Here is a 25016-nt window from a genome sequence, read left to right on the forward strand (position 1 = left end):
ATGATGCGATCGGAAGATTTCCGGGCCGACAAATCGCGGCCGTTTACGGGCGCCGAATATCTGGCCAGCCTGCGCGACGGGCGCGAGGTCTATATCAATGGCGAACGGGTGGCAGATGTCACCAGCCATCCGGCTATGCGCAATTCGGTGCGGTCACTGGCGCGCCTTTACGACGCGCTGCACGATCCCAATCAACAGCCGGTGCTCACCTCGCCCACCGACACCGGTTCGGGCGGCTACACCCACAAATACTTCCGTGTCGCCCATTCCCCCGCTGACCTCGCCGCGCAGCAGGGTGCGATCGCGCATTGGGCGCGCATGACCTATGGCTGGATGGGCCGCACCGCCGACTACAAGGCGGCGCTGATGAACACGCTCGGCGCCAATGCCGAATGGTACGGGCCGTTCAAGGACAATGCGCGCGCCTGGCACAAACGCGCCCAGGAAGCGGTCCTGTTCATGAACCACGCGATCGTCAATCCGCCGATCGACCGCCACAAGCCCGCCGAGCAGGTGAAGGACGTGTTCGTTCACATCACCAAGGAGAACGATGCCGGCATCTGGGTGTCGGGCGCCAAGGTGGTGGCGACGTCGTCGGCGCTCACCCACTACAATTTCCTGGCGCAGAGTTCGGCGACGGTGACGGAGGATCCGTCGCTGTCGGTGATGTTCATCGTGCCGATGAACGCGCCGGGCATAAAGATGTTCTGCCGCGTCTCCTATGAGCAGACGGCCAACAGCGTCGGCCATCCCTTCGACTATCCGCTGTCGTCGCGCTTCGACGAGAACGACGCGATCCTGGTGCTCGACAACGTCTTCATCCCCTGGGAGGACGTGCTTGTGCTGCGCGATGCGCAGAAGATCCTGTCCTTCCATCCGGCATCGGGCTTCATGCATGGCTATTGCTTCCAGGGCTGCACGCGCTTTGCGGTGAAACTCGACTTCCTCGCCGGCCTGCTCGCCAAGGCGCTGCGCGCCACCGGCGGCGATGCCTTCCGCGGCAACCAGGCGGCGCTCGGCGAGGTGATTGCGCTGCGCCACATGTTCTGGAGCTTTTCCAACGCGATGGCGCACAACCCGATCCCGTGGGCGAACGGCGCGGTGCTGCCCAACCTTGAAGCCGCGCTTGCCTACCGCACCTTCATGTCGGAGGCCTATCCGCGCGTCATCGATACGGTGCGCCGGGTTGTCGCTTCCGGTTTGATCTACCTCCCCTCCTCCGCGCGCGATTTCGACAATCCGGAGATCGACCGCTATCTCGCGCAATATGTGCGCGGCTCGAACGACATGGGCCATGTCGAGCGCATCAAGATCATGAAGCTGTTGTGGGACGCGACCGGCACCGAATTCGGCGGCCGTCACGCGCTCTACGAGCTCAACTATGCCGGCGCGCCGGAAGAGGTGCGGCTGCAGGTCTTGAAGGGCGCCGAGCGCGGCGGCCGGCTGAAGCAGATGGAGGAACTCGTCGACCAATGCATGGCCGACTATGACGAGAAGGGCTGGACCGGCGACACCTGGCTGCCCCCGCTCGCCGCCCAGCCCAACTGACGGAGGCCGGACATGGAAACGGCCATGACGTCACAAGTCGCGAGGCTGGAATTCCGAGAGGCGATGGCCAGGGTATGCGCACCGGTCAACATCGTCACCACCGACGGGCCGGCCGGGCGCGGCGGCTTCACCGCGACCGCCATGTGCAGCGTCTCCGACGACCCGCCGACGCTGCTGGTCTGCATGAACGAACGCTCGGCGCAGACTAGCATGTTCCTCGCCAACCAGCGATTTTGCGTCAACGTGCTGACCCAGTCGCACATGCATCTGGCGGCAAAATTCGCCGGCGCGATCCGCGACATGGCCGAGCGCTATCAGGCAGCGCGCTGGCAGACCATGCCGTCCGGCATGCCGGCGCTGCTCGATGCGATCGTTTCCTTCGATTGCGAGATCGGCGCGGTGAACAAGGTCGGCACGCACAATGTGATGTTCGGCCGCGTCGTCGACATCCGCCACGGTAGCGACGAGGCGGCGCTGCTCTATGTCGGCCGCAACTACATGCAGCCGAGCGCGCTGGGGAGTTTTGGCGGGTGAGCGCTCAGCTTTCCGCCGACTCCGACTGGATCAGGCTCTCCAGCATGTCGAGCAGGCGCTCGTGTTCCGCGGCGCCATAGCGCTTCTCGATCGCCTCGTAGATAGCGGTACGCTCGGGCGCCAGTTCCTCGATCAGCGCCACGCCTGTCGGGCTGATGGCAAGCAGCGCGCGGCGGCCGTCATCCTTGACCTTGTTGCGGGATATGAATTCCCTCTCCTCCAGCGCTTTGATGATGCGGGTGAGGCTCGGCGGCAGGATCGAAGCGCGGTTGGCGAGCTCGGTCGCTTCCAGGGGACCGGTTTCAGCGAGAACGCGCAGCACGCGCCACTGCTGCTCGGTGATGTCGTGGCGGGCAAGCATCGGGCGGAAATGCGCCATGATCACTTCGCGGGCGCGAAGCAGAGCCATCGGCAAGGAGCGACGAGTGCTGGGCGGTAGCAAATTAAGATCTCCGAAAAATCCAGTCCGGTGCGACTCGCAACAAATATTGAGGCTCGGGTCGGAGCTATATCCGCGATTTTGTCGAGAGCGGCAATCCCACCGCGGATGGCTGCGGCCATACACAGAACGACGCTTGACATTCGGCCGTCAAGATGTAATTCACATGTTAACTACAAGCGGTGCTGCCGGCGGAGGAAACCTTGCCCCACATGGCGATCGAATATTCGGCGAATCTCGACGCGAAGGTCGACATGGGCGAGCTTTGCGCGCTGGTCTCGCGCACAATCCTTGAAACCGGGCTGTTCGAACCGGGAGCGGTCAGGGTGCGCGCCTTCCGTGCCGAAGCCTATGCGATCGCCGACCTTCTGCCGGAGAACGGCTTCATCGACATGAATTTCCGCATCGGCAAGGGCCGCAGCGCGGCGGAAAAGAAAAGCGCCGGCGAGGCGATCTTCGCGGCTGTCACCGATCATCTTTTGTCTCTGTTCGCCACACCGCATTTCGCGCTGTCGCTGGAGATCCGCGAGATCGACGCCGAGCTGAGCTGGAAGAAGAACGCCATCCATCCGCGCCTGCGTGGCTAGTGATCTAGAACGGGAAAGAAATCATGGCGGCACTGGACGACAATCTGAGGAAGGCCGAGGCCTATCTGGAACGCTTCCGGAAGGACGGCGTGCTCAACCAGATCGGCGGCGAAGCGGTGCCTGCCGCGGACGGCTCGACCTATGAAACGATTTCGCCGATCGACCTCAAGCCGATTGCCACCGTGGCGCGCGGCAAGGCCGCCGACATCGAACGCGCGGCAAAGGCAGCAAAGGCCGCCTTCAAGGACTGGGCGGCGATCTCCGGCGATGCGCGCAAGAAGCTCATGCGCAAAATCGCCGACGCCATCGTGGCGCGCGCCGAGGAGATCGCCTTCGTCGAATGCATGGACACCGGCCAGTCGTTGAAATTCATGGCGAAGGCCGCGCTGCGCGGCGCCGAGAACTTCCGCTTCTATGCCGATCGCGCGCCGGAAGCGCGTGACGGCCGCTCGCTCAGGGCGCCGGGCCAGCTCAACATGACGACGCGCGCGCCGATCGGTCCGGTCGGCGTGATAACGCCGTGGAACACGCCCTTCATGCTGTCGACCTGGAAGATCGCGCCGGCCTTGGCGGCGGGCTGCACGGTGGTGCACAAGCCGGCGGAGCTGTCGCCGCTGACCGCCCGGCTTCTGGTCGAGATCGCCGAGGAGGCGGGCCTGCCCAAGGGTGTATGGAACCTGGTCAACGGCTTCGGCGAGGATGCCGGCCGGGCGCTGACCGAGCATCCCGACATCAAGGCGATCGGCTTCGTCGGCGAGAGCCGCACCGGCTCGATGATCATGAAACAGGGCGCCGAGACGCTGAAGCGCGTGCATTTCGAGCTCGGCGGCAAGAACCCGGTCATCGTCTTCGCCGACGCCGACCTCGAGCGCGCCGCGGACGCGGCCGTCTTCATGATCTATTCGCTGAACGGCGAGCGCTGCACGTCATCGTCGCGCCTTTTGGTCGAGGCATCCGTCCACGACAGGTTCACCGATCTGGTGGCGGAGAAGGCCAGGCGCATCAAGATCGGTCATCCGCTCGATCCGGACACCGTGGTCGGACCGCTGATCCATCCCGTGCACGAAGAAAAAGTGCTGTCCTATATCGAGATCGGCAAATCGGAGGGCGCGGTGGTCGCCGCCGGCGGCGGCAAGTTCGCGGGGCCTGGCGGCGGCTGCTATGTCAGCCCGACGCTGTTCGTCGGCGCCACCAACAAGATGCGCATCGCCCAGGAGGAAATTTTTGGGCCGGTGTTGACGGCGATCCCGTTCAAGGACGAGGCCGAGGCGCTGGCTTTGGCCAACGACACGCAGTATGGCCTCACCGGCTATCTGTGGACCTCGGACGTCACCCGCGCGCTGCGCTTCACCGACGCGCTCGACGCCGGCATGATCTGGGTGAATTCAGAAAATGTCCGGCATTTGCCGACACCGTTCGGCGGGGTGAAGAGTTCGGGCATCGGCCGCGACGGCGGCGACTGGTCGTTCGACTTCTACATGGAAACCAAGAATATCGCGTTCGCCACGGCGCCGCATTCGATCCAGAAGCTCGGCGGCTGACCGGAGATACAAATGGCCCTGCCCCAACCCAACCTCTATCCTGCCTTCAACATCGTGCGGCTCTCCCATGTCGAGCTTGCCGTCACCGATCTTGCAAAATCCCGCGCCTTCTATGTCGACACGCTCGGCCTGCAGGTGACCGACGAGACCAGCGGCGCGATCTATCTGCGCGCCATGGAGGAACGCGGCCATCATTGCATCGTGCTGCGCAAGGCGGCGACGCCGGAAGCGCGCGAGCTCGGCTTCAAGGTCTTCTCCGATGAAGACCTCGACAAGGCCGAACATTTCTTCAAGGGCAAAGGCCTGCCGGTGGAGTGGGTCGAACGGCCTTACCAGTCGCGCACCTTCCGCACCCGCGACCCGCACGGCATACCGCTCGAATTCTATTCGAAGATGGAGCGGCTGCCGCCGATCCATCAGAAATACGCACTCTACAAGGGCGTGAAGCCGCTGCGCATCGACCACTTCAACTGCTTCTCGCCCAATGTCGATGAATCGGTTGCCTTCTACAACGAGCTCGGCTTCCGCGTGACCGAATACACCGAGGACGCCGAGACCGGGAGGCTCTGGGCTGCATGGACGCACCGCAAGGGCGGCGTCCACGACATCGCCTTCACCAACGGCCTTGGACCGCGGCTGCACCATGTCGCCTTCTGGGTGCCGACGCCGCTCAACATCATCGACCTGCTCGACCTGATGGCGACCACCGGCTATGTCGGCAATATCGAGCGAGGGCCTGGACGGCACGGCATCTCCAACGCCTTCTTCCTCTACATCCGCGATCCCGACAACCATCGCATCGAGATCTATTGCTCGGACTACCAGACGGTTGATCCCGATCTCGAGCCAATCAAATGGGACCTGAAAGACCCGCAGCGCCAGACGCTGTGGGGTGCGCCGGCACCGCGAAGCTGGTTCGAGGAAGGCAGCGTGTTTGCGGGTGTCGAGCCGCGCAAGTCCGATCTGGCGGCCTCGCCGATCGTGGCGCCCTAAGACCAAGGAGCACCGGCATGAGCGCGGGACGCCTCGCCACCTTCACCGTCGGCGGCAAGACGCGCTACGGCGCGGTCACCGACAAGGGAGTGATCGACCTTTCAGCGCACCATGCTCAATGGCCAACGCTGCGCGAAGTGGTCGAAGCCGGCGCTCTCCGCCGCCTGGCCGAGGAAGCGGACGCCTTCGCCGCCGACTTCGCGGCCGAGGACATCGCCTACGAAATCCCGATCCCCTCGCCGGAAAAAATCATCTGCGTCGGTGTCAACTACCCGGACCGCAACGAGGAGTATAAGGACGGGCAGGCGGCGCCCTCCAACCCGTCGCTGTTCATCCGCTTTCCGCGCTCCTTCGTCGGACACGGCACCCCCCTGGTGCGGCCGCCTGAATCGCCGCAGCTCGACTATGAGGGCGAGGTGGTCATCGTCATCGGCAAGGCCGGCCGCCGCATCGCGGAAGCCGATGCGCTCGGCCATATCGCAGCACTTTCACTGTGCAACGAGGGCACGATCCGCGACTGGGTGCGCCACGCCAAGTTCAACGTCACCCAGGGCAAGAATTTCGACCGCACGGGTTCGATCGGACCATGGCTGGTGCCCTTCACCGACGAGGCTCAGATCGCCAATATCGCGCTGACGACGCGTGTCAATGGCGAGGTTCGCCAGCAGGACCGCACCGGGCGCATGATCTTTTCCTTCCGCAAGATCATCAACTACGTCTCGACCTTCACCACGCTGGTGCCGGGCGACGTCATCGTTACCGGAACGCCGACCGGCGCCGGCGCCCGCTTCGACCCGCCGGTCTGGCTGAAGCCGGGCGACGTGATCGAGGTCGAGGCCGACGGCATCGGGCTTCTGCGCAACGGTGTCGTCGACGAGGGAACCGGGCGATGATGACGGACGCCGAAGTCGAGGACGCTGCTCGCAGGCTGTTCGAGGCCGAGCGCGAGCGCCGGCAGATCCGGCTGCTGAGCCTCGATTTTCCTCAGGCGACAATGGACGACGCCTACCGGGTGCAGGCGGCGCTGGTGAAGCGGAAGGTCGCATCGGGCCTGACCATCAAGGGCTGGAAGATCGGCCTGACCTCGAAGGCGATGCAGTCGGCGCTCAGCATCGACATTCCGGATTCCGGCATCCTGTTCGACGACATGTTCTTCGCGGATGGCGGCACGGTTCCGGCCGGGCGTTTCATCCAGCCGCGCATCGAGGCCGAGATCGCCTTCATCATGAAGGCGCCCTTGGCCGGCCCCGATATATCGATCGACGATGTGCTTGACGCCACCGATCACGTCACGCCTGCGCTTGAAATCCTCGACACCCGTATCGAGCGGATGAACAAGGAGACAGGCAAGATCCGCACTTTCTTCGACACGATCTCGGACAATGCGGCCAATGCCGGCATCGTCGTCAGCGGCCGTTCGGCCGGACCGCGCGAGGCGGACCTGCGCTGGATCGGCGCCATCGTGTCGCGCAACGGCGAGGTCGAGGAAACAGGCCTGGGCGCCGGCGTGCTCGATCATCCGGCCAAGGGCATCGTCTGGCTCGCCAACCGGCTGCATCAATACGGCATGCGGATCGAGGCCGGACAGGTGGTGCTGTCGGGCTCGTTCATCCGGCCGGTCGAATGCCGGCGCGGCGACGAGATCGTTTCGGATTTCGGGCCGCACGGAACCATCCGTATAAACTTCGCCTGATCAGGCTACCAACCTACCCATTTCCGATAACGTAAAGCGTCCGCACCATCAGTCCTCACTGTTCTCGTCCCCGGATTGACCGGCCCGGCGACCAGTCTCACATCTGCGGCTTTGAAAGAAGACCGGCATCCTCCACCCGAGTACAGCACACGACCTGATCCACGATTGCTGAAGTGGCCCAACCGTGGTGTTGCCGGGCAGGGGCGACATCTACCCTCTCCGCATGTCGGTCAAACATTCTGGCTCTTGGTATAAGCCCAGCGGGCGCCAGGAATGGCTTGGACCAGTTGTAGAGAATAGGCTTGCTGCGGGTTGTGGAAAATCTGCATCGGCGTACCGGCCTCGACGACCCTGCCACGACTCATTACGATCACCTGGTCACATATCTGGCTGGCGACGCGCAGGTCGTGCGTAATGAAGATCATTGCAAGGTGCTTTTCGGCCTGCACCTCGGCCAAGAGCTGAAGGATCTGCGCCTGAATGGAGACATCCAGCGCCGAGACTGCCTCGTCGGCGACAATGATCTCAGGATCGAACATCAGGGCCCGGGCGATGCCCACGCGCTGCCGCTGGCCGCCGGAAAATTCGTGCGGATAACGGTCGTAGGCGGCGGCACCCAACCCGACGCGCTCCAACAGGCCCAGCGCGCGGCGGTGGGCGTCCTCCCGACTGAGCCCGTGGGCGACCGGGCCGACCACCAGCGATGTGCCAATCGTCAGGCGCGGGTTGAGCGAGGCGAACGGATCCTGGAAGATCATTTGGATACGGGACCTTAGCGGACGGAATTCCGTCTCACTCATCGACCTGATGTTACGGCCGCCGAGCAGGATTTCTCCGGCGTCTGCTTCGATGAGTTTCATCAGGACCTTGCCCATCGAGGATTTTCCGGACCCGCTCTCGCCCACTACGCCGAGTGTTTCGCCACGGCGCAGCGTGAAGGAAATGTCGTCGACGGCCGGGACCACGCGCATCTTGCCGAAGAGACCCGCGTGGCTGCGATAGGTCTTGCTCAAGCCGCGCACTTCCAGAACCGTTTCGGCCGCTTTCGCTGCCCCGCTTTCCATTTCACGCAGGCGGGGGACCGCCGCGATGAGCCGACGCGTATAAGGATGTTGGGGATTGCGCAGAACCTGATCGGCGCTGCCTTGCTCCACGACCTGCCCCTTCTCCATGACCACCACCCGGTCGGCAATGTCTGCGACCACTCCGAAATCATGCGTGATGAACATGACGCTCGTGTTTTTGCTCGCCTGAAGCTGCCGGATCAGCTTCAGGATTTGCGCCTGGATGGTCACATCGAGCGCCGTCGTCGGTTCATCGGCAATCAGCACGTCGGGATTGAGTGCAAGCGCGATGGCGATCATCACGCGCTGACGCTGGCCGCCGGAGAGGCGGAAGGGATATTGCTTGCGGATCAGCGGCGGGTCGGGCAGCCCGACTTCGGTGAGCAATTCAAGCACGCGCTGCCGTCGCTTGGCCCGGTCGGCAATACCATGGGCAACGAGCACCTCGTCGATCTGCTGCTCGATGGTCATCAAGGGATTGAGAGCCGAGAGCGGGTCCTGGAAGATCATCGAGATCGCCTTGCCGCGCATCTGGCGGCGCTCCGCTTCCGAGAGGTCCAGCAGGTTGCGACCCTTGTAGAGGATCTGGCCGCTGGTCGCCTTCATGGCGGGAGGAAGCAGGCCCATGATCGTGCTCGCGGTCACGGACTTGCCGGAACCACTTTCACCCACGATGCAGAGGGTTTCGCCTTGCCTGAGGTCGAGCGATACACCCCTCACCGCATGGCTGCGTTCCATGTTTCGAGGCAGACTTACCTCGAGAGAGCGCACTGCGAGGATCGTTTCAGCCATACCGCTGTGAAGGTCTGTCATGGCGTCTGTCCCGTTCGTTATGCGGGCCGGCTAGGGGACCGGCTCAAGGCTTGGGCACGACCATCGCGAACTTGCGGAAGGACGTGAGCACCTCGAGCCACGCGGTCGCGCCCTTGGGCACGACAACGATGGTGCCGGGGCCGATGCGCCGTTTCTCGCCCTCGCCGATGCGGCAGTCGGCCTCGCCCTCCATCACCACGAACGTTTCTTCCAGCGCACGGGCCGGATAGGGGTAGACGCCGGGCTCGGCAATCCACACGGCGGCCTTGACTGCGGTGTCGCTGTTGCCCTGATCTTCCCACACCATGCGCCGGTAGGACTGCGCCCCGTTCTCGGCAACGGCGGCCTTGATGCGGCCGGCATCGTCCTTCACGTTCGAATAGATCGTTGTCATGGCTGGTCTCCCTCTCGTCAGTAATGCGGCGGCAGTTCCACGCCGCCTCTCTTGCTCATGAAATTGTCTACCGCGCGCATCTCGCGCAGCTTGTAGCTCGGACCGTAGTCCATCCACCACGGAGCGCGATGCAACCGTTCGACCCGGAGGTCGAGGTCCTGTTCGGGCTTGCCCATCGCCCAGTCTGAAAGGATACCGCCCAGCATGGTGCCGGTCGGCACGCCTCTGCCGGAAAGACCTGTCAGGCCCACCACACCCGGCGCGAGATCGTACAGCCGGGGAACCGTGCGGTACTGCATGTCCAGTTCGCCGAACCAGAAATAGTCCCACCGCACGTTCTCGGTAAGCTGTGGATGCAGCCACTTCAGCCGGTCGGTCATCACTTTCTTGGAATATGCGAGGTCGCGGCCACGCGGCCCCATAAGGAACATCGAGGCGACGATGCGATTGTCGGCAGTCCACTTGTAGCAGTAGAAATCGCCGCGACCGTCGATCATCGTCGTGTTGCGCGGCAGGACGGTTTCGCGCGCGCGATCGGAAAGCGGATTGGTGGCGCAGACGTAGACTGGAAAGATGCGATAGCTCTTGTCGAGGTCGGGCCAGCCGTCCACGGTATAGGCCCCGGTGGCGAAGATGACCTTGTCGGCGATCACATGGCCGGCCTCGCCGACCACCTTCCACTTGTTTCCGATCCTCTCACACCGCTTGGCCGGCGAATGGGTGTAGAGGGAAGCACCTTCACGGATCGCCGCCGCGGCAAGGCCGCGCGCATATTTGAGCGGATGGATGTGGGCGCCCTCCTCGTGGAGCCAGCCGCCAAGAAGGCGTGGGCTCCCGGTGATGCGGGTCGCCTCATCGCGGTCGAGCATGCGGGTACGTGCGCCGACGGCATTGTAGCTTTCGGTCTTGTGTTCGAGGGGCGGCAGGTGGCCGGGACGCATCGCACCAATCACGAGACCGTTCTGAATCCATTCACATTCGATGCCATAGTGCTCGATGTATTCGGCGGCGCGGTCGGCCGCGCGAGTCTGCCGGCGGATCAGGCGCTCCGCCCAAGGCTGACCCAGAAGCGAACGGATCTTCTCAAGGGAATAATAGGAAAAGGTCGGGCTGCAATGACCGGCATTGCGACCCGAACCGCCATAGCCAGCCTCCTCGCGCTCGAGAACGGCGACAGAAACGCCCTTTCGCCTGAGTTCGATCGCCGTGGTGAGCCCGGTATAGCCGGCACCGACCACACAGACATCCACGGCCTTCTCGCCGGTGAGCCGCTCGGTTTCGGGCGGCGGCGGCGCGGAGGCGAACCAGTAGGACTGATCGAAGGGGGAAAATTTGGTCATCCTGTCACCCGTTGTGTGAACGAACGTCGAGGGCGTCACGCAGCCCGTCGCCAATGAAGTTGAATCCCGTCACGGCCACCGTGATCGCCACGCCGGGTACGATTGCGAGCCAGGGTGCCGCTGCGAGATATTGCTGGGCGCTGTTGAGCATGTTGCCCCAGCTCGGCAGCGGCGGCTGGATGCCGTAGCCGAGGAAGGAAATATAGGCTTCCATGAGGATCGATCGCGCGACGGTCAGCGTCGCGGCCACGACGATCGGGCCAAGCACGTTGGGCAGGATCTCCCGGAACATGATCCAGCTGTTCGACAAACCCAGCATTCGCGCCGCCGCGATGAATTCGCGCTCGCGCACCGACTTCACCTCCGTATCCACGATGCGCGCGACCTCCATCCAGCTCGTGACGGCGATGATGAGCGTGATCATCGCCGGACTCGGCTTGATGAAGGCTGCCAGCGTCAGAAGCAGGAAGACCGAGGGGAAGGACAGGAAAGCGTCGACCAGACGCATCAGGATCGTGCCCGTCCAGCCGCCGCGAAAGCCGGCGACAAGGCCGATCACCGTGCCGATCACGGTCGAGATCGCCATGGCGAGAAAGCCCACCGCCATCGAAACCTGTCCCGCATGGAACAGCCGGGCGGCGATGTCGCGGCCGAGCGGGTCGGTGCCGAAAATATGAGCGCCGGTCAAAGGTGGCGCGAAACGGGCGCGAAGGTCGATATAAAGTTCGTCGAAGGGCAGAAGGAGAGGTCCAAGGAAACAGGCCGCCGTGAGCCCGACCACCATGAAAAGGCCGATGAGGGCCAACGGATTGTTCATGAACCGGCGAACGGCGCGATTGTCGAGAAACCTTCGGCGCCGGGTGATTGGAGTGGGAGTGGCGGTCATCCGCGGGACCTCCTATTCAAGGCGAATGCGGGGGTCGACGAAGGCGACCAGCAGATCAGCGATGAGATTGCCGGCCAGAACGAGGATAGCCGAAAACATCAGCAGCCCCATCACGACCGGATAGTCGTTGTAGCCGAGGCTATCGAGGAACAGTCGCCCCATGCCGGGCCAGGTGAAGACTGTCTCCGTCACCAGTGCGCCACCGAGCAGCGTCGGGAGTTGCATGCCGGCGAGCGTGATCATCGGCAGAAGCGCGTTGCCGACGATGTGCTTCATCAGGATGCGGCGAGGCGCCAGGCCCTTGGCATGGGCGGTCCGCACGAAGTCCTGATTGATGACTTCCAGCGTCGCCGTCCTCATGTAGCGCGCCCAGGTCGCCACATTGACCAGCGCCAGAACGCAGGTCGGCATGACGAGATGTATGAGGATATCCCGGACCGAGCCGTCACCGACCGTGTACATGTTGCCCGCCGGCAGCCAGCCGAGCCGCAGCGAGAACAGGAAGATCGCGACAAGGCCGATCCAGAAAGTGGGGACCGAAAGCGCCACGAAGCACAGGACCGTCATCGAATAGTCGAACAGCGAGCCCCTGCGGACCGCGCTGCGGATGCCGATCCAGGCGCCGACGAGCATCGACAGCAGCGTCGAGGCGCCCATCAGCAGCAAGGTGGCAAAGAGATGGCTGCCGATCACGTCCAGAACCGGCCGGTTGTCGCGAAAACTCTTGCCCCAGTCGCCTCGCACCAGCTTCCACAGCCAATCGAGATACTGCACGGGCAACGGGCGATTGAGACCCATCTGCTCGGCTATCCGGTCCAGCGCCTCCTTGGTCATGCCCGGTGTCAGCGCAAACTGCGACAGAGGACCGCCTGGGGCGAGGTTGAGCACCATGAAGCCAATGAGCGAGACGAGCAGCAGAAGCACGATGCTTTGCCAAAGCCTGCCGATCAGAAAGCGCGCCATTTTACGAGATCCTTGCTTGTGCCCCGTGCAACGGGGTCATTTGGTCCGGGACGGAATGATCCGTCCCGGAGCGCATGTCAGGATCAGCGATTACGACCAGCGCCAGCTGCGCACGTTCCAGGTGTCGATACGGTTGTTGATGTTCGCCTCGACGCCGTGGATACCCGTCTTGTAGCCGCGAATATTGGCGTACTGGAAGATCGGCAGGAAGGGCAGGTCCCGCCGCACGATCTCCTGAATGTTCAGATAGATCGGCCGCCGTTCCTCGGGGCTCACCACCGCGCCGCCCTTCTTCAGGAGCGCGTCGAGTTCCGGGTTCTGATAGACGAAGGTATTCTGGCCATTTCCGCCCTTCGCAGCAACGCTCGTCGAAAGGAAGTAGTCCGACGTGTCTGGATCGGGTCCGGTCAAAAAGCCAATTCCGGCCACGGCCATGTCGAACTGGGACAGCATCCAGTGGTCGCCCCACATGACGGCCGGCGGGAGATTGCCTATCTGCATATCCACGCCGATTTCGCGGAAGGACTGCTGAAGGAACTGTTGCGCCTGCTCGCGCAGATGGTTGCCCGATGTGGTTGAGCAGGTAAAGGAGAGCCGCACGCCGTCCTTGGCGCGGATCCCGTCCGAGCCGGCCGCCCAACCCGCCTTGTCCAGAATCTCGCGCGCCTTGTCGAGATTGTATTCCTGCACCGGAAGCTTGTCGTTGTAATAGTAGGATTCGTGCGGCATGTAGGTTTCGGTCGGCCTCGGCACGCCGTAGTAGAGCGTATCGATGATCGTCTTCTTGTCGACAGCGTAATAGAGCGCCTCGCGCACGGCGCGATCCTGAAACACCGGCTTCATGAGATTGAGGCTCAGCGTCTCGACAAAAGGTCCGCCAAACACCTCCACAACCCGATCAGGTAGGGTCTTGGCCTCCTGAAAATTGTCGGGCGTGATCCATTGCAGCGCCAGCACGTCGATGTCGCCAGTCTTGAGCTGCGTGTAGAGAACCGTCACGTCGGGAATGTATTTGATGACGACCCGTTCGAGATAGGGGCCGTCACCGAAATAGTCGGTATTTGCCGCAAGCTCGATATGGTCACCGGGAACCCGCTCCTTCCACTTGTAGGCGCCCGTGCCGATCGGCGCGTTATTGAAGGGCGCGTTGTTCGGGTCCGTGCCCTCGAAAGCGTGTTTGGGCACGATGAAGGTCGAAGCGAGGATTGCGTTGTAAGGGGCGAAGGCATGCTCCATGCGCCAGGTGATCTCGGTCGGCGAGACCACGGTGAGATCGCGCACGAGGTCGTGCCCGGTGCGTCGCCAGCTTTTGAATTCGGGTTTGACCAGCAGTTCGAGGGTGAACTTCACGTCCTCGGCGGTAAAGGGCTTGCCGTCGTGCCATTTGACGTCGTCGCGCAGCTTCAGCTTGTAGGTCAGGCCGTCGGCGGAGATTCCGCCGTTCTCCACTGTCGGCACTTCCTTGGCCAGCAGCGGATAGAAGTTACCTTTGGGGTCGACATCGATCAGCGGATCGAAAATGGCGAAATAGACGCCCTCGTCGACCTCGATGTGAAGGAGGTGGGGATTGAAGACCGTCGGCTCCTGCGAGAAGCCGACGATGATCTGCCCTTTCGGCGCGGCCTTGGCCTGTGCGGCGCCAACGCCCAGGAACGAGGAGGCCATTGCGGTAAGGCCAGCGGCGCCAAAGAACTTAAGGCTCTGGCGGCGGGTGAACTGAAAGTCCTTATCAGTCATATCAATCTCCCATTGATGTGGTTGGTCGGTTTGCTTTGATCGGCCGTTTCGGCTTCTTGTTGGTTCAGTACCCGCTGAGCAGTTCGATTTTCGAACCGTCCACGAAACGCTCAAGTCGGAAATCCTTCGGGTCGACAACCGGCTTGCGGTTGAGCACGAGGTCGGCGGCAAGCCTGCCAGCCGCGGGCCCAATACCGAAGCCATGGCCGGAAAAGCCGGTTGCGATGTAAAAGCCCGGAATCTTCGCCACGCCGGAAATTACAGGTATGGCGTCGGGCGTAGCGTCGATGTAGCCGGCCCAGCGCTGTGCGACCTTTGCGGAGGCGAGCGATGGAAAGGCCTTGCGTGCCGAGGCCATCGCCATGTCGGCCAGCTTGCGGCTAGGCTTCGGATCGAGGACGCGGCAATATTCGAAAGGGCTTGGCTCATCGAGGTCCCAGCGCCGGGGCATGCGCGCCTCGTCGAGGAAGCGCCAGCCCGCTCGCAGCATCAACGAACGCCATTCCGCGCGCAGCGCCGGCACGAAGTCGCGTGCATAGCGGAAGGAGGCCGGGACGATGTCCACGATATTGCCAAGCCCCGAGGCGATGGTGTAGCCGCCGTCCTGGCGCTTGCGAATGGCGAAGTCGCCGGCCCAAATCGCCTGTTCGGGACCGCCGTCATGGGGTTCGGTGCGCAGCACCGAGTTCTTCACCTTGAGCTGCGGCAGATGGATATCGGCATCGAGGCTGCGGGTGAACATTTCGGACCAGGCGCCGCCAGCCAGCACCACGGCGCGGCAGCGGATCCTGCCGCGCTCCGTTACCACGGCCGAGGTCTCGCCCCCGGACGTTTCGATGCCCCGAGCAGCGCATTCGATGAGGATATGCGCGCCGCATTCGCGGGCGCGTTCGGCAATGGCGGGAGCGGCCTTTTGCGGTTCTGCTCGACCGTCATCGGCGCAATGGAGCGCGGCAGCCGGGCGAAGGCGCGAGTGCGGGAACATCGAGGCGAATTCCGCGCCGGTGAGCATCCGGCAATCCACCTCATGTCCATCCAGATGGGTCAGCCACTTCTCGTAGTAAGCGCGTTCGCTCTCTTTATCCGCGTTGAAGATGATGCCGGCCTGCTCATAACCGGTGTCGCGCCCGGTTCGGGCATTCAGGCCCCGCCAGATGCGCCGCGCCTCAAGCACCAGCGGGATTTCCCTCGGGTCACGCCGGGCCACCCGCACCCAGCCCCAGTTACGGCTGGACTGTTCGTGCCCGATGCCGCCCTTTTCGCACAGCGCGACGCGCTGACCAGCTTCGGCAAGTTCCAGCGTGGTCGAAACACCGATGATGCCGCCGCCGATGACGACAACGTCGACTTCCGCTGGCAGTTCGGCGTCGCCATGCACGGGAACGACGAAGGGGCCTGGCATCAGAAACTCTCTTCGGCCTGGCAGTTGACGGCGAATTCCGCGACGCTCGCCTCATTGGGCAGATCGATGAGCATCGACACGATCCGCGCAACGTCGGCGGGGTTCGTCATGTTTTCGGCCGGCCGGTCGGAGAGCGACAGACCCATGTCAGTGGCGACGAAGCCGGGGCAGACCGCTGTGGCGCGGACACCGAGGTCGAAGCCCGCATGGCGGATACCGTGCGCCAACGCCACGGCGGCGAATTTCGACATCGAGTAGCTGCCCGAAAGCGCGGACTTGACGCGCTTGCCGGAAAGCGAGGCGATGATGATGACACGACCGCGGCCGCTGGCGCGCAAGTCTTCCCAGGCTGCACGCACCAGCCGCCGGGGCGCGAAGGCATTTACCTCCATCATCGCCACAACCTCGGCATCCTCGGCCTCGATCACCGACTTGGTGACAATGATGCCGGCATTGGCGACGATGCAGCCGACCGGGCCGAAACGCGCACGGGTTTCTTCGAACCAGCGCGCTTCCTGGTCACCGGCAGCCGCGTCGTAGGGACAGGCCATGATCTTTTCCGACGGCAATGTCGCCGCCCACTCCGGCATCTTGCCCCCGCGCACGCCGAGGGAGACCTTCCAGCCCTCCGAGACAAGGCGTTCGGCTATCGCGGCCCCGATGCCCCTGCTCGCGCCCGAGACCATCGCCACACCCTTGCTCATTGCTCCACCTCGCGCAGCCGGTTGAAAGCTCTGCGGAATATGTCCACCACGATGTCGTGCTCTTCCCGCGTCATCAGATTCGCGAAGAACTCGTCGGAATGCGCGACGATCAGCTTCTCGAGCTTGTCGGCCAGATCAGCCCCTTTTTGAGTCACGAAAAGCTCTTGGGCGCGCTTGTCGTCCACCGCGCTCCGGCGAGAGACCAACTTCTTATGCTGTAGCTCATCGACCGTCTTGACGGTGATCGACTTGTCTATGCCGAGCAGGGTCGCGATCGTCGTGGCCCTGATCCCTCCATGCCGGGCGATCAGCAGAAGCGAGGAGATGGTGCCCTTCCGACCGGTGAAGCCGAGGGGTGCGAGCCTGTCGTCGAGATGCCGGCTGACGGCGATCTCAAACACTCGGACATAGAAGCTCAAGAGACCGTCGAGCACGCCCAGGTCCACTTGCGCCGCCAGTTCCTGACTCTTCCTTGTACGCACCGATCAGCACCGCGCTTCTTTGGCTTAGTGGAAAGTTCGACGGTCACGCTATCGAAATTAGGTGAATAATTCAACTAATTTTTTGAGACTGATTTTTAGGACCGGAACGAGAGGTGTGCGAAATCGATGAAATGGAAGGCTCCTTGTCGATGCTGGGAGATGATGACCTTTGCGCCGCGTTCGTTGAGATCGGCGACGATACGATCACTGTCGAAGGCCTTGTCGGCGATCAATCCGCCGAACTCGATGCCCTTGAGTAACGGCTCGACGCCGACCGTTAGAGGAGTGTAGTGGATCCGTTATCCGCAAGCCTGTCGCTGGCGAAAACCACCTGTGCACTGGGCGGCCCTGAGGACGCGCAGCTTCACCACTGCCATTAGCTTGCGCTGACAGCTCAGGTGATGACACGCATTCGGCCCCGAGAGCTCACCGGTTCTGGTGAAGGATCGTTTCGGCGGCGATGAAGCCCCAGGTCATGTTCGGGCCGAGCGTCGTGCCGGCTCCCACGGCGCGCGTGCCGATAGGGTTGGCCATGGCCAGCCCCGCCGCGTAGAGCCCGGGAATGATCGAGCCGTCTGGCCTCAGCACCTGCGCCCGCTCGTTGGTGCGGGCGCCGCCCTTGGTGCCAAGGATCGAACGGTTGATCGTCATGCCGATATAGGGCGGCTTGTCGATCGGCTTCAGGCGGTTCTCGGGACCGTGCGCCTTGTAGTCCTCCCAGCCGCTCTCGCCGCGGCGGAAATCCTCGTCGCGTCCCCTGGCGCAAAAGCCGTTCCAGCGGGCGATCGTGTCTTCGAGCGCCGCCGCCGGCAGTCCGAGCTTTGCGGCGAGGCCACCGATCGTATCGGCCTTCTTGACCCAATGACGTTCGTAGGAGGCATACCAGCGGAACGGCAGCGACGTTTTCAGGAAACGATGGTCGCCGATGAGATAACACGGCAGGTTCACCGGCGCGCCGTCCGGCACGCGCGCATCGATCGCCTCGCCGATGTTGAAATCATTCTCGCTGACGAAGCGCTTCGCATCGCGGTTCACCACGATCGAATGCGGCTCGGCCTGAAAGGTCATGGGCAGGCCATGCGGCTTGCCCCGATAGCGCGTAGGCAGGCAGGGATAGACATTCGCCTGGTCCATGCGGTCCAGCTCCGCGCCTACGGAAGCGGCGAGCTTCTGGCCGTCGCCTTCATTGGTGGGAGGGCTACCGATACGATCCAGCGGACCGGGAAAATGGCGAGCCCGCATCTCGGCATCCCACTCGAAGCCCCCCGTCGCGATGATGACGCCGCGCCGCGCCAGAAGCTCCGACCGCTGGCCCTTGCACTCGACCTCGGCGCCGATGACGCGCGAGTCCGAATCCTGAAGCAGGCTCACGGCGCGCGTTTCCAGCTGAAAGGCGACGCCCGCGTCCAGGCAGCCCCTGATGAGCCCGGTCATGAGGGCCGTGCCCTGCCCGCCCGAATTCGTCAACCGCCGCCAAAGCAGCCTCGGCCACAGCCTGAGGCCGGCGCGGATGGGGTGATGATAGAGGTCGAGATCGACGATTTCCTGATAGCTGAAGCTGTGCGGCAGAGTGGAGCGGCGCAGGCGCGGCGCAAGCTTGCCCAAGATGCGGCGGCTGAGCGGCCTCGGCGAGACCATCCGGCCGAAAAGCTTGCCGCCTGGCGCCTCGGCGAAGGGATCCGGCTCATTGACCAGGCGGAAGTCGAGAGGCGTGTTGCCGGACAGGAACCGCAACATATCGGGAGCGGCCCGGACGAAGGCGCTCCAGAGCGCATCCTCCTTGCGCGCCCAGCCCTGCGGCGCCGCGGCGCGCAGATAGGTCAGCGCATCTTCGCGGCTGTCGGCAATCCCGGCGCCCGCCGCCACATGATTGGCGGGTATCCAGACCCCGGCGCCCGACATGGCCGAGGTGCCGCCCAGCCACTCGCTCTTTTCGATCACCAGCACCTTGAGACCGCCCTTTGCGGCCCTTAGCGCCGCGGAGCAAGCCGCCGACCCCGAACCGATAACCAGAACGTCGAATTCGCCCATTGCGGTCCCTCTGCTGTCATCGCGGCGTCACTATAGGGACGGGAAATTGAATCTGTCTACTATTGTGTCGACACTTTTTGCGTTATACGCTCCGTTTGGTGAGCGGCATTCTCCCGCATGATCATTTGCAGCCCTTTCGACAGGCAGAGCCATGGACGACACCCACCTTTCACCTGCTCCTTCCGGCATTCATATTTCCGGGTCCGAAACGCGTGAAAGCTATTGGCAGCCGGTGCCGGCGAACGGCCATATCGACGTGGCGCTGGCTCCCCATATCGTCGGCATGGAACACCCGTTTGCGCTTGGCACGCAGTCGGTCGCGCCCGGCGGTTACGTGCGTGAACACACGCATGACCGCAACGAGGAAGCGATCTACGTGATCGAAGGCCATGGCCGCGCCGTCGTCGACGGCAAGGAGTATCCGATACGGCCCGACAGCGTGGTGTTCCTGCCGAAGAATGTCAGGCACATGTTCATCAATGACGGCGAGACGCGACTTCGCTGGATCTGGCTAATCGTGCCCAATGGGCTCGAGGACTTCTTCCGCCTCATTGGCAAGCCGCGCAAGCCGGGCGAACGTGTGCCGTCCAACTTCCCGCGCCCGGAAAACGTGCTGGAGATCGAGCGCAAGACGGTCTTCGGCGCCGACATCGTGGACAAGTTCGATCCCCTGAGCCGAAACCCCTGAAGCAGCCCGATGACGACGCTTGGTCTCATCGGCTACGGCGCGATCGCGCGTGACATCGTGGCGGCTTTTCCAGCGCACGCGGCCGATTGGGTGGTGCTCCTGCGCGAAGGCGCCAGCCCCGTATTGCCGCCGAATGTCAGGGCGGTCACCCGGCTCGATCTATTGATCCAGGCGCGCCCCGAAGCGGTGGTCGAAGCGGCGGGCCAGGAGGCCGTAGCCGCTTATGTGCCGGCACTGCTCGAAGCCGGTATCCCGACCGTCATTGCCTCGGTCGGCGCTCTCGCCGACACGGCGCTTCATACACGCCTCACCGCCGCCGGCCGCATTGGCGGCACGCGCTTCGTCCTGCCCGCCGGCGCCCTGGGCGGCCTCGACTATCTCCGCGCCATAGCAGCCCTTCCCGACGCGCGGGTGCGCTACACCTCGCGCAAGCCGCCAGCCGCCTGGAAGGCGGAGCTTGCCGCGCTCGGCCTGTCCGCCGGGCAAGAAGCAGTAACTCTATTCGAGGGCACGCCCCAGGAAGCGGCGAGGACCTATCCGAAAAACCTGAACGGCGCCTTCGCCGTGGCACTGGCGGTGGGCGCCGACAAGGTCACCGTGCGCGCGATCGCCGATCCGAAGGCAGCCGGCAACACGCATGAAATAGAGGCCGAGAGCGCGGCCGGCACCGCCTCCTTCCGCCTCGCCAACACACCTTCGCCGAGCAATCCGAAGACGTCGGCGCTGACGGCGCTCAGCCTGGTTGCGGCGCTAAGCGACCTGCTCGACATGGGAGGCCGTTGATGGCGTTCTTCACCGCCGCTGACGGATGCCGCATCCACTACGAAACGTTTGGCGCGAACGGTCCCCGCCTGGTCCTCATCCCGGGGCTCGGCGGCGACGGGAGTTTCTGGGCAGGCGTCGCGCGCCTGCTCGAGGCCGACCATCGCCTGATCGTCACCGACCATCGCGGCGCGGGCCGCAGCGACCGCCCGGAGGGCCCTTACTCCATTCCGCTGATTGCTAGCGACATAGCCAGCCTGCTGGCGAGCACGGGCGGACCGGCGCATATCATCGGGCATTCCACCGGCGGCGCCATCGCGCAAGTGCTTGCGCTCGATCACGCCGACCTCGGCCTGAGCTATACGATCAGCAGTTCATGGGCACGGGCCGATGCGCGCTTCCGCGCGCTCTTCAGCGCGCGCGCCGAGCTGCTCGAGGCCGACATGGCCGGAACCTATCAGCGCCTTGGCCATGTGCTTTGCCACGAGCCTTCCTATCTCGACGCGCATGAAGAGCAGCTCGAAGCCGCGGTCGCCGCCGCTTCCCGGATGCTCGCTCCGCTTGCCGTTGCGGCCGCGCGCGTGCGCATGTTGCTCGACCACGACCGCCTCGCCGATCTGCCGCGTATCGCGGCCCCGGTCCAGGTGATCGCCGCCATCGGCGATGTCGTGACGCCGCCTGCTCTATCGCAAGCCATCGCCGCCGCGATACCGGCGGCGAGATACTCATCCCTCGAAGGCACGCATTTCCATCCCCTCGCCGATCCCGTGGGGTTCGCCGCCCTCATCCGCCGCTTCATTGCCGAAACCGAACAGCAGATATCATGACCGCCGACGTCACCCCCGCACTCATCGACCCGCGCCTCAAGCCGGGAGCGGACCTGCTTGCCGAGGGGCGCGCGATGGCGTGCGACTGGCGGCTCGGCGGCTGCCGATTTCTCACCGAGGCCGGTGTGCCGTCGGAAGCGGCGTGGAAGCGCAAGGCGGCGGCCGGAAGGCGGGTCATGCAACACGCACATATCGGCTTCCGAAGCGTCGATCGCACCATCGCGGCGATCGGCGAGGTGCATGAGCAATGCCGCAAGGCAGGCGTGACGGTCGATCGTTTCGGCATCACGCTGGACTGGTCGATGGGCTATCCGCAAGCCATGCGCGCCAAGGCCGCGCGCGGCACCGGCATTGTGCTGACCGGCCCGGAAGATTTCGCCCGCATCACCAATGCCGCGCCCGCCGCCGCCCATTTCGGCGACTTCATGCTCGGCCTGCCGGGCGCCGTCGAAAACACCCGCGCGGCGATTGCAGCCGGAGCGACGGCCATCGGCAATCTCGGACAGTATTTCACCTTCCGGCTGCCTTACTGGAACGATGACGTGGCGACCACCGAAGCGACCGTCACCGCGCTCGGGCTGATCGCCGCGCAGGACGCGGAGATCCTTGTCCATTCCAACCTCGACGACGGCTTCGCCGGGCTTTTTATCGACATGGCCTGCGCGCTCGGCATGGTGCTGGTGGAAAAGCACATCGTCGAGACGCTGATCGGCGCGCGACTTGGCCATTGCTACGGCCACCATTTCAGCGATCCGCTGTCGCGCACCGCCTTTCACGCCGCCCTGGTCCGGGTCACCGACACGCCGGGTACCATGATCTTCGGTAACACCGTTTCTTATCAGTCGGCGCCGGCCGGCAATTACGCGAGCCTGGCGAGCTATCTCCTGGCCGACATACTCGCCCTGGGCCGATGGCCGTCCGGCCACGCGATCAATCCCGTGCCGGTGACGGAGAACCAGCGCATTCCCGATGTCGACGAGATCATCGACGCGCAGACCTTCGCCCACCGGCTGACGCTGCACGCGCCCTTCTATGACCCGGTCCTCGACTGGACAAAGGTGGAGGCGATGGCGCACGTGCTGGTCGAAGGCGGGCGGCGCTTTGCCGATGCCGCTCTCGCCGGCCTCGCCGAGCGGGGAGTCGCCATGGATGATCCCGCCGCGCTGATGCTGGCCATCCGCCGCATCGGGCCGAAGCGCCTGGAAGCGCTTTTCGGTCCGGGCGCCGTCGGCCAGCGCGGGCGCACGCCGCTGATCCATGCCGAATGGGCGCGCGAGCTCAACGACAAGGCGGCAAGCTGGGTCGCGGCCCAAAGGCAGATGGAGGCCGCAAGGAAGCTCACCGTCTGCATCGGCACCACCGATGTGCACGAACATGGCAAATATCTCGTCGAACAGGCGCTCGAGGGCCTGGGCGTCGCCATCGCAGACGCCGGTGTGGCCGTCGACCCGGAAGCGCTCGTCGACCGCGCCGCCGAAACCGGCGCGGACGCCATAGCGGTCAGCACCTATAATGGCGTGGCGCTGCGCTATGCACAGGCGCTGAAAGCGGCGATGACGGCACGCGGACTTGCCCTGCCGGTCCTGATCGGCGGGCGGCTGAACGAGGTGCCCAAGGACTCCAACTCGGGCCTGCCGGTCGACGTGACCAAGGATATCGCCGATCTCGGCTGCCTGCCTTGCGCCGACCTCGACGAGATGCTCGCCGCCCTTCGCTCCATCCCGCCCGCTGCCTGATGCCGCGAAGGACGCGCCGGGCCTTTGCTCACCAGGCGGTCATGCCGCCATCGACCGTCAGGATCGAGCCGGTCGCGAAGGAGGACTCGCCGCCGGCGAGCCACAGTATCGCATTGGCGATCTCGATCGGCTGCGCGACGCGGTTCATCGGCGAGCGTGCGTTGAGGACTGCGACAAATCCCTGCGGGTCGGGATGGGTCTCCAGCATTCTGTCGAAATAGCTCGACCAGGTGACGCCCGGCGCCACCGCGTTGACGCGGATGTTCTGGCCCGCATGGTCGAGCGCCATGGCACGCGTCAGCGCCGCGACGCCGCCTTTCGAGGCCACATAGGCGGCCCGGTCGGCAAGTCCGACATGGGCGACGTTCGAGGCGGTGTTCACGATCACCCCGCCGCCACCGGCGGCCATGATGGGAATGGCATGCTTGGAGCAAAGGAAGACGCCCTTGAGGTTCACCGCCATCAGCGCATCCCAATCCCCTGCCGCGGTGTCGACGACCGAACCGCGAATGCCGTAGCCGGCATTGTTGACCAGCACGTCTATCCGCCCGAAAGCCTCTTGAGCGTGGCGCACCATTGCCGCGACCGCGGCCTCGTCGGAGACGTCCGCTTCCATCACGAGGCCGCCGGTCTTGTCCGCCACTTCGCTGGCCCGCGCACCGTCGCGGTCAACGGCCAGAACGCGGGCGCCCTCCTTCGCGAACAGCGCGGCGACGGCGGCGCCGATGCCGGCGCCGGCCCCTGTGACGATGGCCGCCTTGTCCTTAAGCCGCATGGCAAATCCCCTTTTCTCAAACTTGTTTTCACCCCATCTTGCAGAAGTGCTTGCAAAGTGTCGACACTTTTGTATTTAATTTCGGCACGAAATCGGGGATAGCCGTGAAGAACTCTCCTTCCGTCGAACAACAGCTGGAAATCTATCGCCGGATGCTGCTGGTGCGGCATCTGGAAGAGCGGCTCGGAGCGCTTCACAAGGAAGGGCGCACACGCGGTCCGATCCACCGGTGCGACGGCCAGGAGGCTGTCGGCGTCGGCGCTACGGCGGCGCTGGAGACCGACGACAAGGTGGCCACGACGCATCGCGGCCATGCCGTCTACATCGGCAAGGGCATGGCCATGCGTCCTGTGGTGGCCGAGATATTCGGCAGGGCCACCGGCGCCTGCGGCGGGCGCGCCGGGCACATGCTGGTCGCTGACGCCGAGAAGGGCGTGATCGGCGGCAATGCCATCGTCGGCGCCGGCATTCCCGCCGCCACCGGCATGGCGCTGTCCATGCAGATCCTCGGCACGGGCAATGTCGCCATGTGCATCTTCGGCGACGGTGCCGCCCAGACCGGCATCTGCCACGAAGCGATGAACATGGCAGGGCTCTGGAAGCTGCCGGTCGTCTTCGTGCTCGAGCACAACCAGTTCGGGCTGACGGTTCCTTCCGACGTCCAGTCGCCGGTCGCGGATCTGTCGATCCGGGCAGCCGGCTATGCCATGCCGGCCGAGATCGTCGACGGCAACGACGCGGTCGCCGTCTACCGCGCCGTGTCGGCCATGGTGGAGCGGGCGAGGCGCGGCGAGGGGCCCGGCATGGTCGAATGCAAGACCTACCGCGTCGAAGGCTTCTCCACCTCCGACATGGGCGGCTACCAGAAACCGGAGGACATCGCCGCCTGGAAGGCGCGCGACCCCTTGCTGGTCTCACGCAAGGCGCTGTCGGAAAAGGTCGACGAGGCGCGGCTTGCCGCGATCGAGGCCGCCGCCAGAGCCGAGACGGACGAGGCGTTCGAAGCCGCGCTTTCCGACCCGATGCCGGAATTCATGATCGACGAAGCCTGCAATCCCTATAGCGAGGCGCACTGAC

25 protein-coding genes are annotated in these 25016 nt (G+C 64.2%); 13 read left to right on the forward strand and 12 right to left on the reverse strand.

Going from position 1 to position 25016, the window contains the following annotated elements:
• Positions 1-3: 3 nt before the first annotated feature.
• Positions 4-1548: a 4-hydroxyphenylacetate 3-hydroxylase N-terminal domain-containing protein gene (locus tag DPM35_RS14925; protein ID WP_112128481.1), complete on the forward strand. Its 1545-nt coding sequence runs from the start codon at positions 4-6 to the stop codon at positions 1546-1548.
• A 24-nt stretch (positions 1549-1572) separates the two neighbouring features.
• Positions 1573-2082 carry a flavin reductase gene (locus DPM35_RS14930; protein WP_112128040.1) on the forward strand — a complete coding sequence of 170 codons (510 nt, stop codon included), beginning with the start codon at positions 1573-1575 and terminating at the stop codon, positions 2080-2082.
• Between the two features lie 4 nt (positions 2083-2086).
• Here the strand turns inward: DPM35_RS14930 and hpaR are convergent, their stop codons facing one another.
• Complete coding sequence (gene hpaR, locus DPM35_RS14935; RefSeq protein WP_112128041.1) at positions 2087-2491, reverse strand: homoprotocatechuate degradation operon regulator HpaR; 405 nt, start codon at positions 2489-2491, stop codon at positions 2087-2089.
• Positions 2492-2724: 233 nt separating this feature from the next.
• Here hpaR and DPM35_RS14940 point away from each other — a divergent pair, with 233 nt between their 5' ends.
• Genes DPM35_RS14940 through hpaH form a run of 5 tightly spaced genes read left to right on the forward strand, consistent with a single transcriptional unit; the run spans position 2725 to position 7335 of the window.
• Positions 2725-3108: a 5-carboxymethyl-2-hydroxymuconate Delta-isomerase gene (locus tag DPM35_RS14940; protein WP_112128482.1), complete on the forward strand. Its 384-nt coding sequence runs from the start codon at positions 2725-2727 to the stop codon at positions 3106-3108.
• A gap of 23 nt (positions 3109-3131) precedes the next feature.
• On the forward strand, positions 3132-4649 hold the full coding sequence (gene hpaE / locus DPM35_RS14945; RefSeq protein WP_112128042.1) for a 5-carboxymethyl-2-hydroxymuconate semialdehyde dehydrogenase: 1518 nt from the start codon (positions 3132-3134) through the stop codon (positions 4647-4649).
• Positions 4650-4661: 12 nt separating this feature from the next.
• The gene (gene hpaD / locus DPM35_RS14950; RefSeq protein WP_112128043.1) at positions 4662-5642 is read left to right on the forward strand and encodes a 3,4-dihydroxyphenylacetate 2,3-dioxygenase; all 981 of its coding nucleotides are present in this window, start codon (positions 4662-4664) and stop codon (positions 5640-5642) included.
• 17 nt (positions 5643-5659) lie between these two features.
• Positions 5660-6535, forward strand: coding sequence for a fumarylacetoacetate hydrolase family protein (locus DPM35_RS14955; protein WP_112128044.1), 876 nt, complete (start codon positions 5660-5662; stop codon positions 6533-6535).
• Entirely contained in the window at positions 6532-7335 is an 804-nt protein-coding gene (hpaH, locus tag DPM35_RS14960; RefSeq protein WP_181592029.1) for a 2-oxo-hept-4-ene-1,7-dioate hydratase, read from the forward strand. The genes DPM35_RS14955 and hpaH overlap by 4 nt, the downstream gene beginning before the upstream one ends.
• A 230-nt stretch (positions 7336-7565) precedes the next feature.
• Here the strand turns inward: hpaH and DPM35_RS14965 are convergent, their stop codons facing one another.
• The 9 genes from DPM35_RS14965 to DPM35_RS15005 form a co-directional block, all read right to left on the reverse strand.
• Positions 7566-9212 (reverse strand): ABC transporter ATP-binding protein, encoded by a 1647-nt coding sequence (locus DPM35_RS14965; protein WP_198419717.1) that lies wholly within the window; start codon positions 9210-9212, stop codon positions 7566-7568.
• A 43-nt stretch (positions 9213-9255) separates the two neighbouring features.
• Positions 9256-9606 (reverse strand): cupin domain-containing protein, encoded by a 351-nt coding sequence (locus DPM35_RS14970; protein ID WP_112128046.1) that lies wholly within the window; start codon positions 9604-9606, stop codon positions 9256-9258.
• 17 nt (positions 9607-9623) lie between these two features.
• Positions 9624-10946 carry an NAD(P)/FAD-dependent oxidoreductase gene (locus tag DPM35_RS14975; RefSeq protein ID WP_112128047.1) on the reverse strand — a complete coding sequence of 441 codons (1323 nt, stop codon included), beginning with the start codon at positions 10944-10946 and terminating at the stop codon, positions 9624-9626.
• Between the two features lie 4 nt (positions 10947-10950).
• On the reverse strand, positions 10951-11832 hold the full coding sequence (locus DPM35_RS14980) for an ABC transporter permease (protein ID WP_112128048.1): 882 nt from the start codon (positions 11830-11832) through the stop codon (positions 10951-10953).
• A 12-nt stretch (positions 11833-11844) separates the two neighbouring features.
• Positions 11845-12795, reverse strand: a complete 951-nt coding sequence (locus tag DPM35_RS14985) for an ABC transporter permease (RefSeq protein ID WP_112128049.1) — start codon at positions 12793-12795, stop codon at positions 11845-11847.
• Between the two features lie 90 nt (positions 12796-12885).
• Complete coding sequence (locus tag DPM35_RS14990; protein ID WP_112128050.1) at positions 12886-14532, reverse strand: peptide ABC transporter substrate-binding protein; 1647 nt, start codon at positions 14530-14532, stop codon at positions 12886-12888.
• 64 nt (positions 14533-14596) lie between these two features.
• On the reverse strand, positions 14597-15934 hold the full coding sequence (locus DPM35_RS14995) for an NAD(P)/FAD-dependent oxidoreductase (protein ID WP_112128051.1): 1338 nt from the start codon (positions 15932-15934) through the stop codon (positions 14597-14599).
• A complete protein-coding gene (locus DPM35_RS15000) occupies positions 15934-16638 on the reverse strand; it encodes an SDR family NAD(P)-dependent oxidoreductase (RefSeq protein WP_112128052.1) in 705 nt (234 codons plus the stop codon). The genes DPM35_RS14995 and DPM35_RS15000 overlap by 1 nt, the downstream gene beginning before the upstream one ends.
• Positions 16635-17084 carry a MarR family winged helix-turn-helix transcriptional regulator gene (locus DPM35_RS15005; protein ID WP_181592030.1) on the reverse strand — a complete coding sequence of 150 codons (450 nt, stop codon included), beginning with the start codon at positions 17082-17084 and terminating at the stop codon, positions 16635-16637. Before DPM35_RS15005 ends, DPM35_RS15000 begins: the two co-directional genes overlap by 4 nt.
• Before the next feature lie 149 nt (positions 17085-17233).
• On the opposite strand from DPM35_RS15005, the gene DPM35_RS33315 reads away from it, so the two are divergent.
• On the forward strand, positions 17234-17380 hold the full coding sequence (locus DPM35_RS33315) for a hypothetical protein (RefSeq protein ID WP_181592031.1): 147 nt from the start codon (positions 17234-17236) through the stop codon (positions 17378-17380).
• Between the two features lie 166 nt (positions 17381-17546).
• Here the strand turns inward: DPM35_RS33315 and DPM35_RS15010 are convergent, their stop codons facing one another.
• Entirely contained in the window at positions 17547-19151 is a 1605-nt protein-coding gene (locus tag DPM35_RS15010) for an FAD-dependent oxidoreductase (RefSeq protein ID WP_112128054.1), read from the reverse strand.
• A gap of 151 nt (positions 19152-19302) precedes the next feature.
• Here DPM35_RS15010 and DPM35_RS15015 point away from each other — a divergent pair, with 151 nt between their 5' ends.
• The 4 genes from DPM35_RS15015 to DPM35_RS15030 are packed head-to-tail and all read left to right on the forward strand — an operon-like array spanning position 19303 to position 23164.
• Entirely contained in the window at positions 19303-19839 is a 537-nt protein-coding gene (locus DPM35_RS15015; RefSeq protein WP_112128055.1) for a cupin domain-containing protein, read from the forward strand.
• A gap of 9 nt (positions 19840-19848) precedes the next feature.
• Positions 19849-20622, forward strand: coding sequence for an aspartate dehydrogenase (locus DPM35_RS15020; RefSeq protein WP_112128056.1), 774 nt, complete (start codon positions 19849-19851; stop codon positions 20620-20622).
• The gene (locus tag DPM35_RS15025; protein WP_112128057.1) at positions 20622-21428 is read left to right on the forward strand and encodes an alpha/beta fold hydrolase; all 807 of its coding nucleotides are present in this window, start codon (positions 20622-20624) and stop codon (positions 21426-21428) included. Before DPM35_RS15020 ends, DPM35_RS15025 begins: the two co-directional genes overlap by 1 nt.
• The gene (locus DPM35_RS15030; protein WP_112128058.1) at positions 21425-23164 is read left to right on the forward strand and encodes a cobalamin-dependent protein; all 1740 of its coding nucleotides are present in this window, start codon (positions 21425-21427) and stop codon (positions 23162-23164) included. The genes DPM35_RS15025 and DPM35_RS15030 overlap by 4 nt, the downstream gene beginning before the upstream one ends.
• Positions 23165-23192: 28 nt before the next feature.
• Here the strand turns inward: DPM35_RS15030 and DPM35_RS15035 are convergent, their stop codons facing one another.
• Entirely contained in the window at positions 23193-23939 is a 747-nt protein-coding gene (locus DPM35_RS15035) for an SDR family oxidoreductase (protein ID WP_112128059.1), read from the reverse strand.
• 104 nt (positions 23940-24043) lie between these two features.
• Between DPM35_RS15035 and DPM35_RS15040 the strand changes: the two genes are divergently transcribed.
• Positions 24044-25015: a thiamine pyrophosphate-dependent dehydrogenase E1 component subunit alpha gene (locus DPM35_RS15040; RefSeq protein WP_146767957.1), complete on the forward strand. Its 972-nt coding sequence runs from the start codon at positions 24044-24046 to the stop codon at positions 25013-25015.
• Position 25016 lies beyond the last annotated feature (1 nt).

Source organism: Mesorhizobium atlanticum, from assembly GCF_003289965.1.
Taxonomy (GTDB): Bacteria; Pseudomonadota; Alphaproteobacteria; order Rhizobiales; family Rhizobiaceae; genus Mesorhizobium; species Mesorhizobium atlanticum.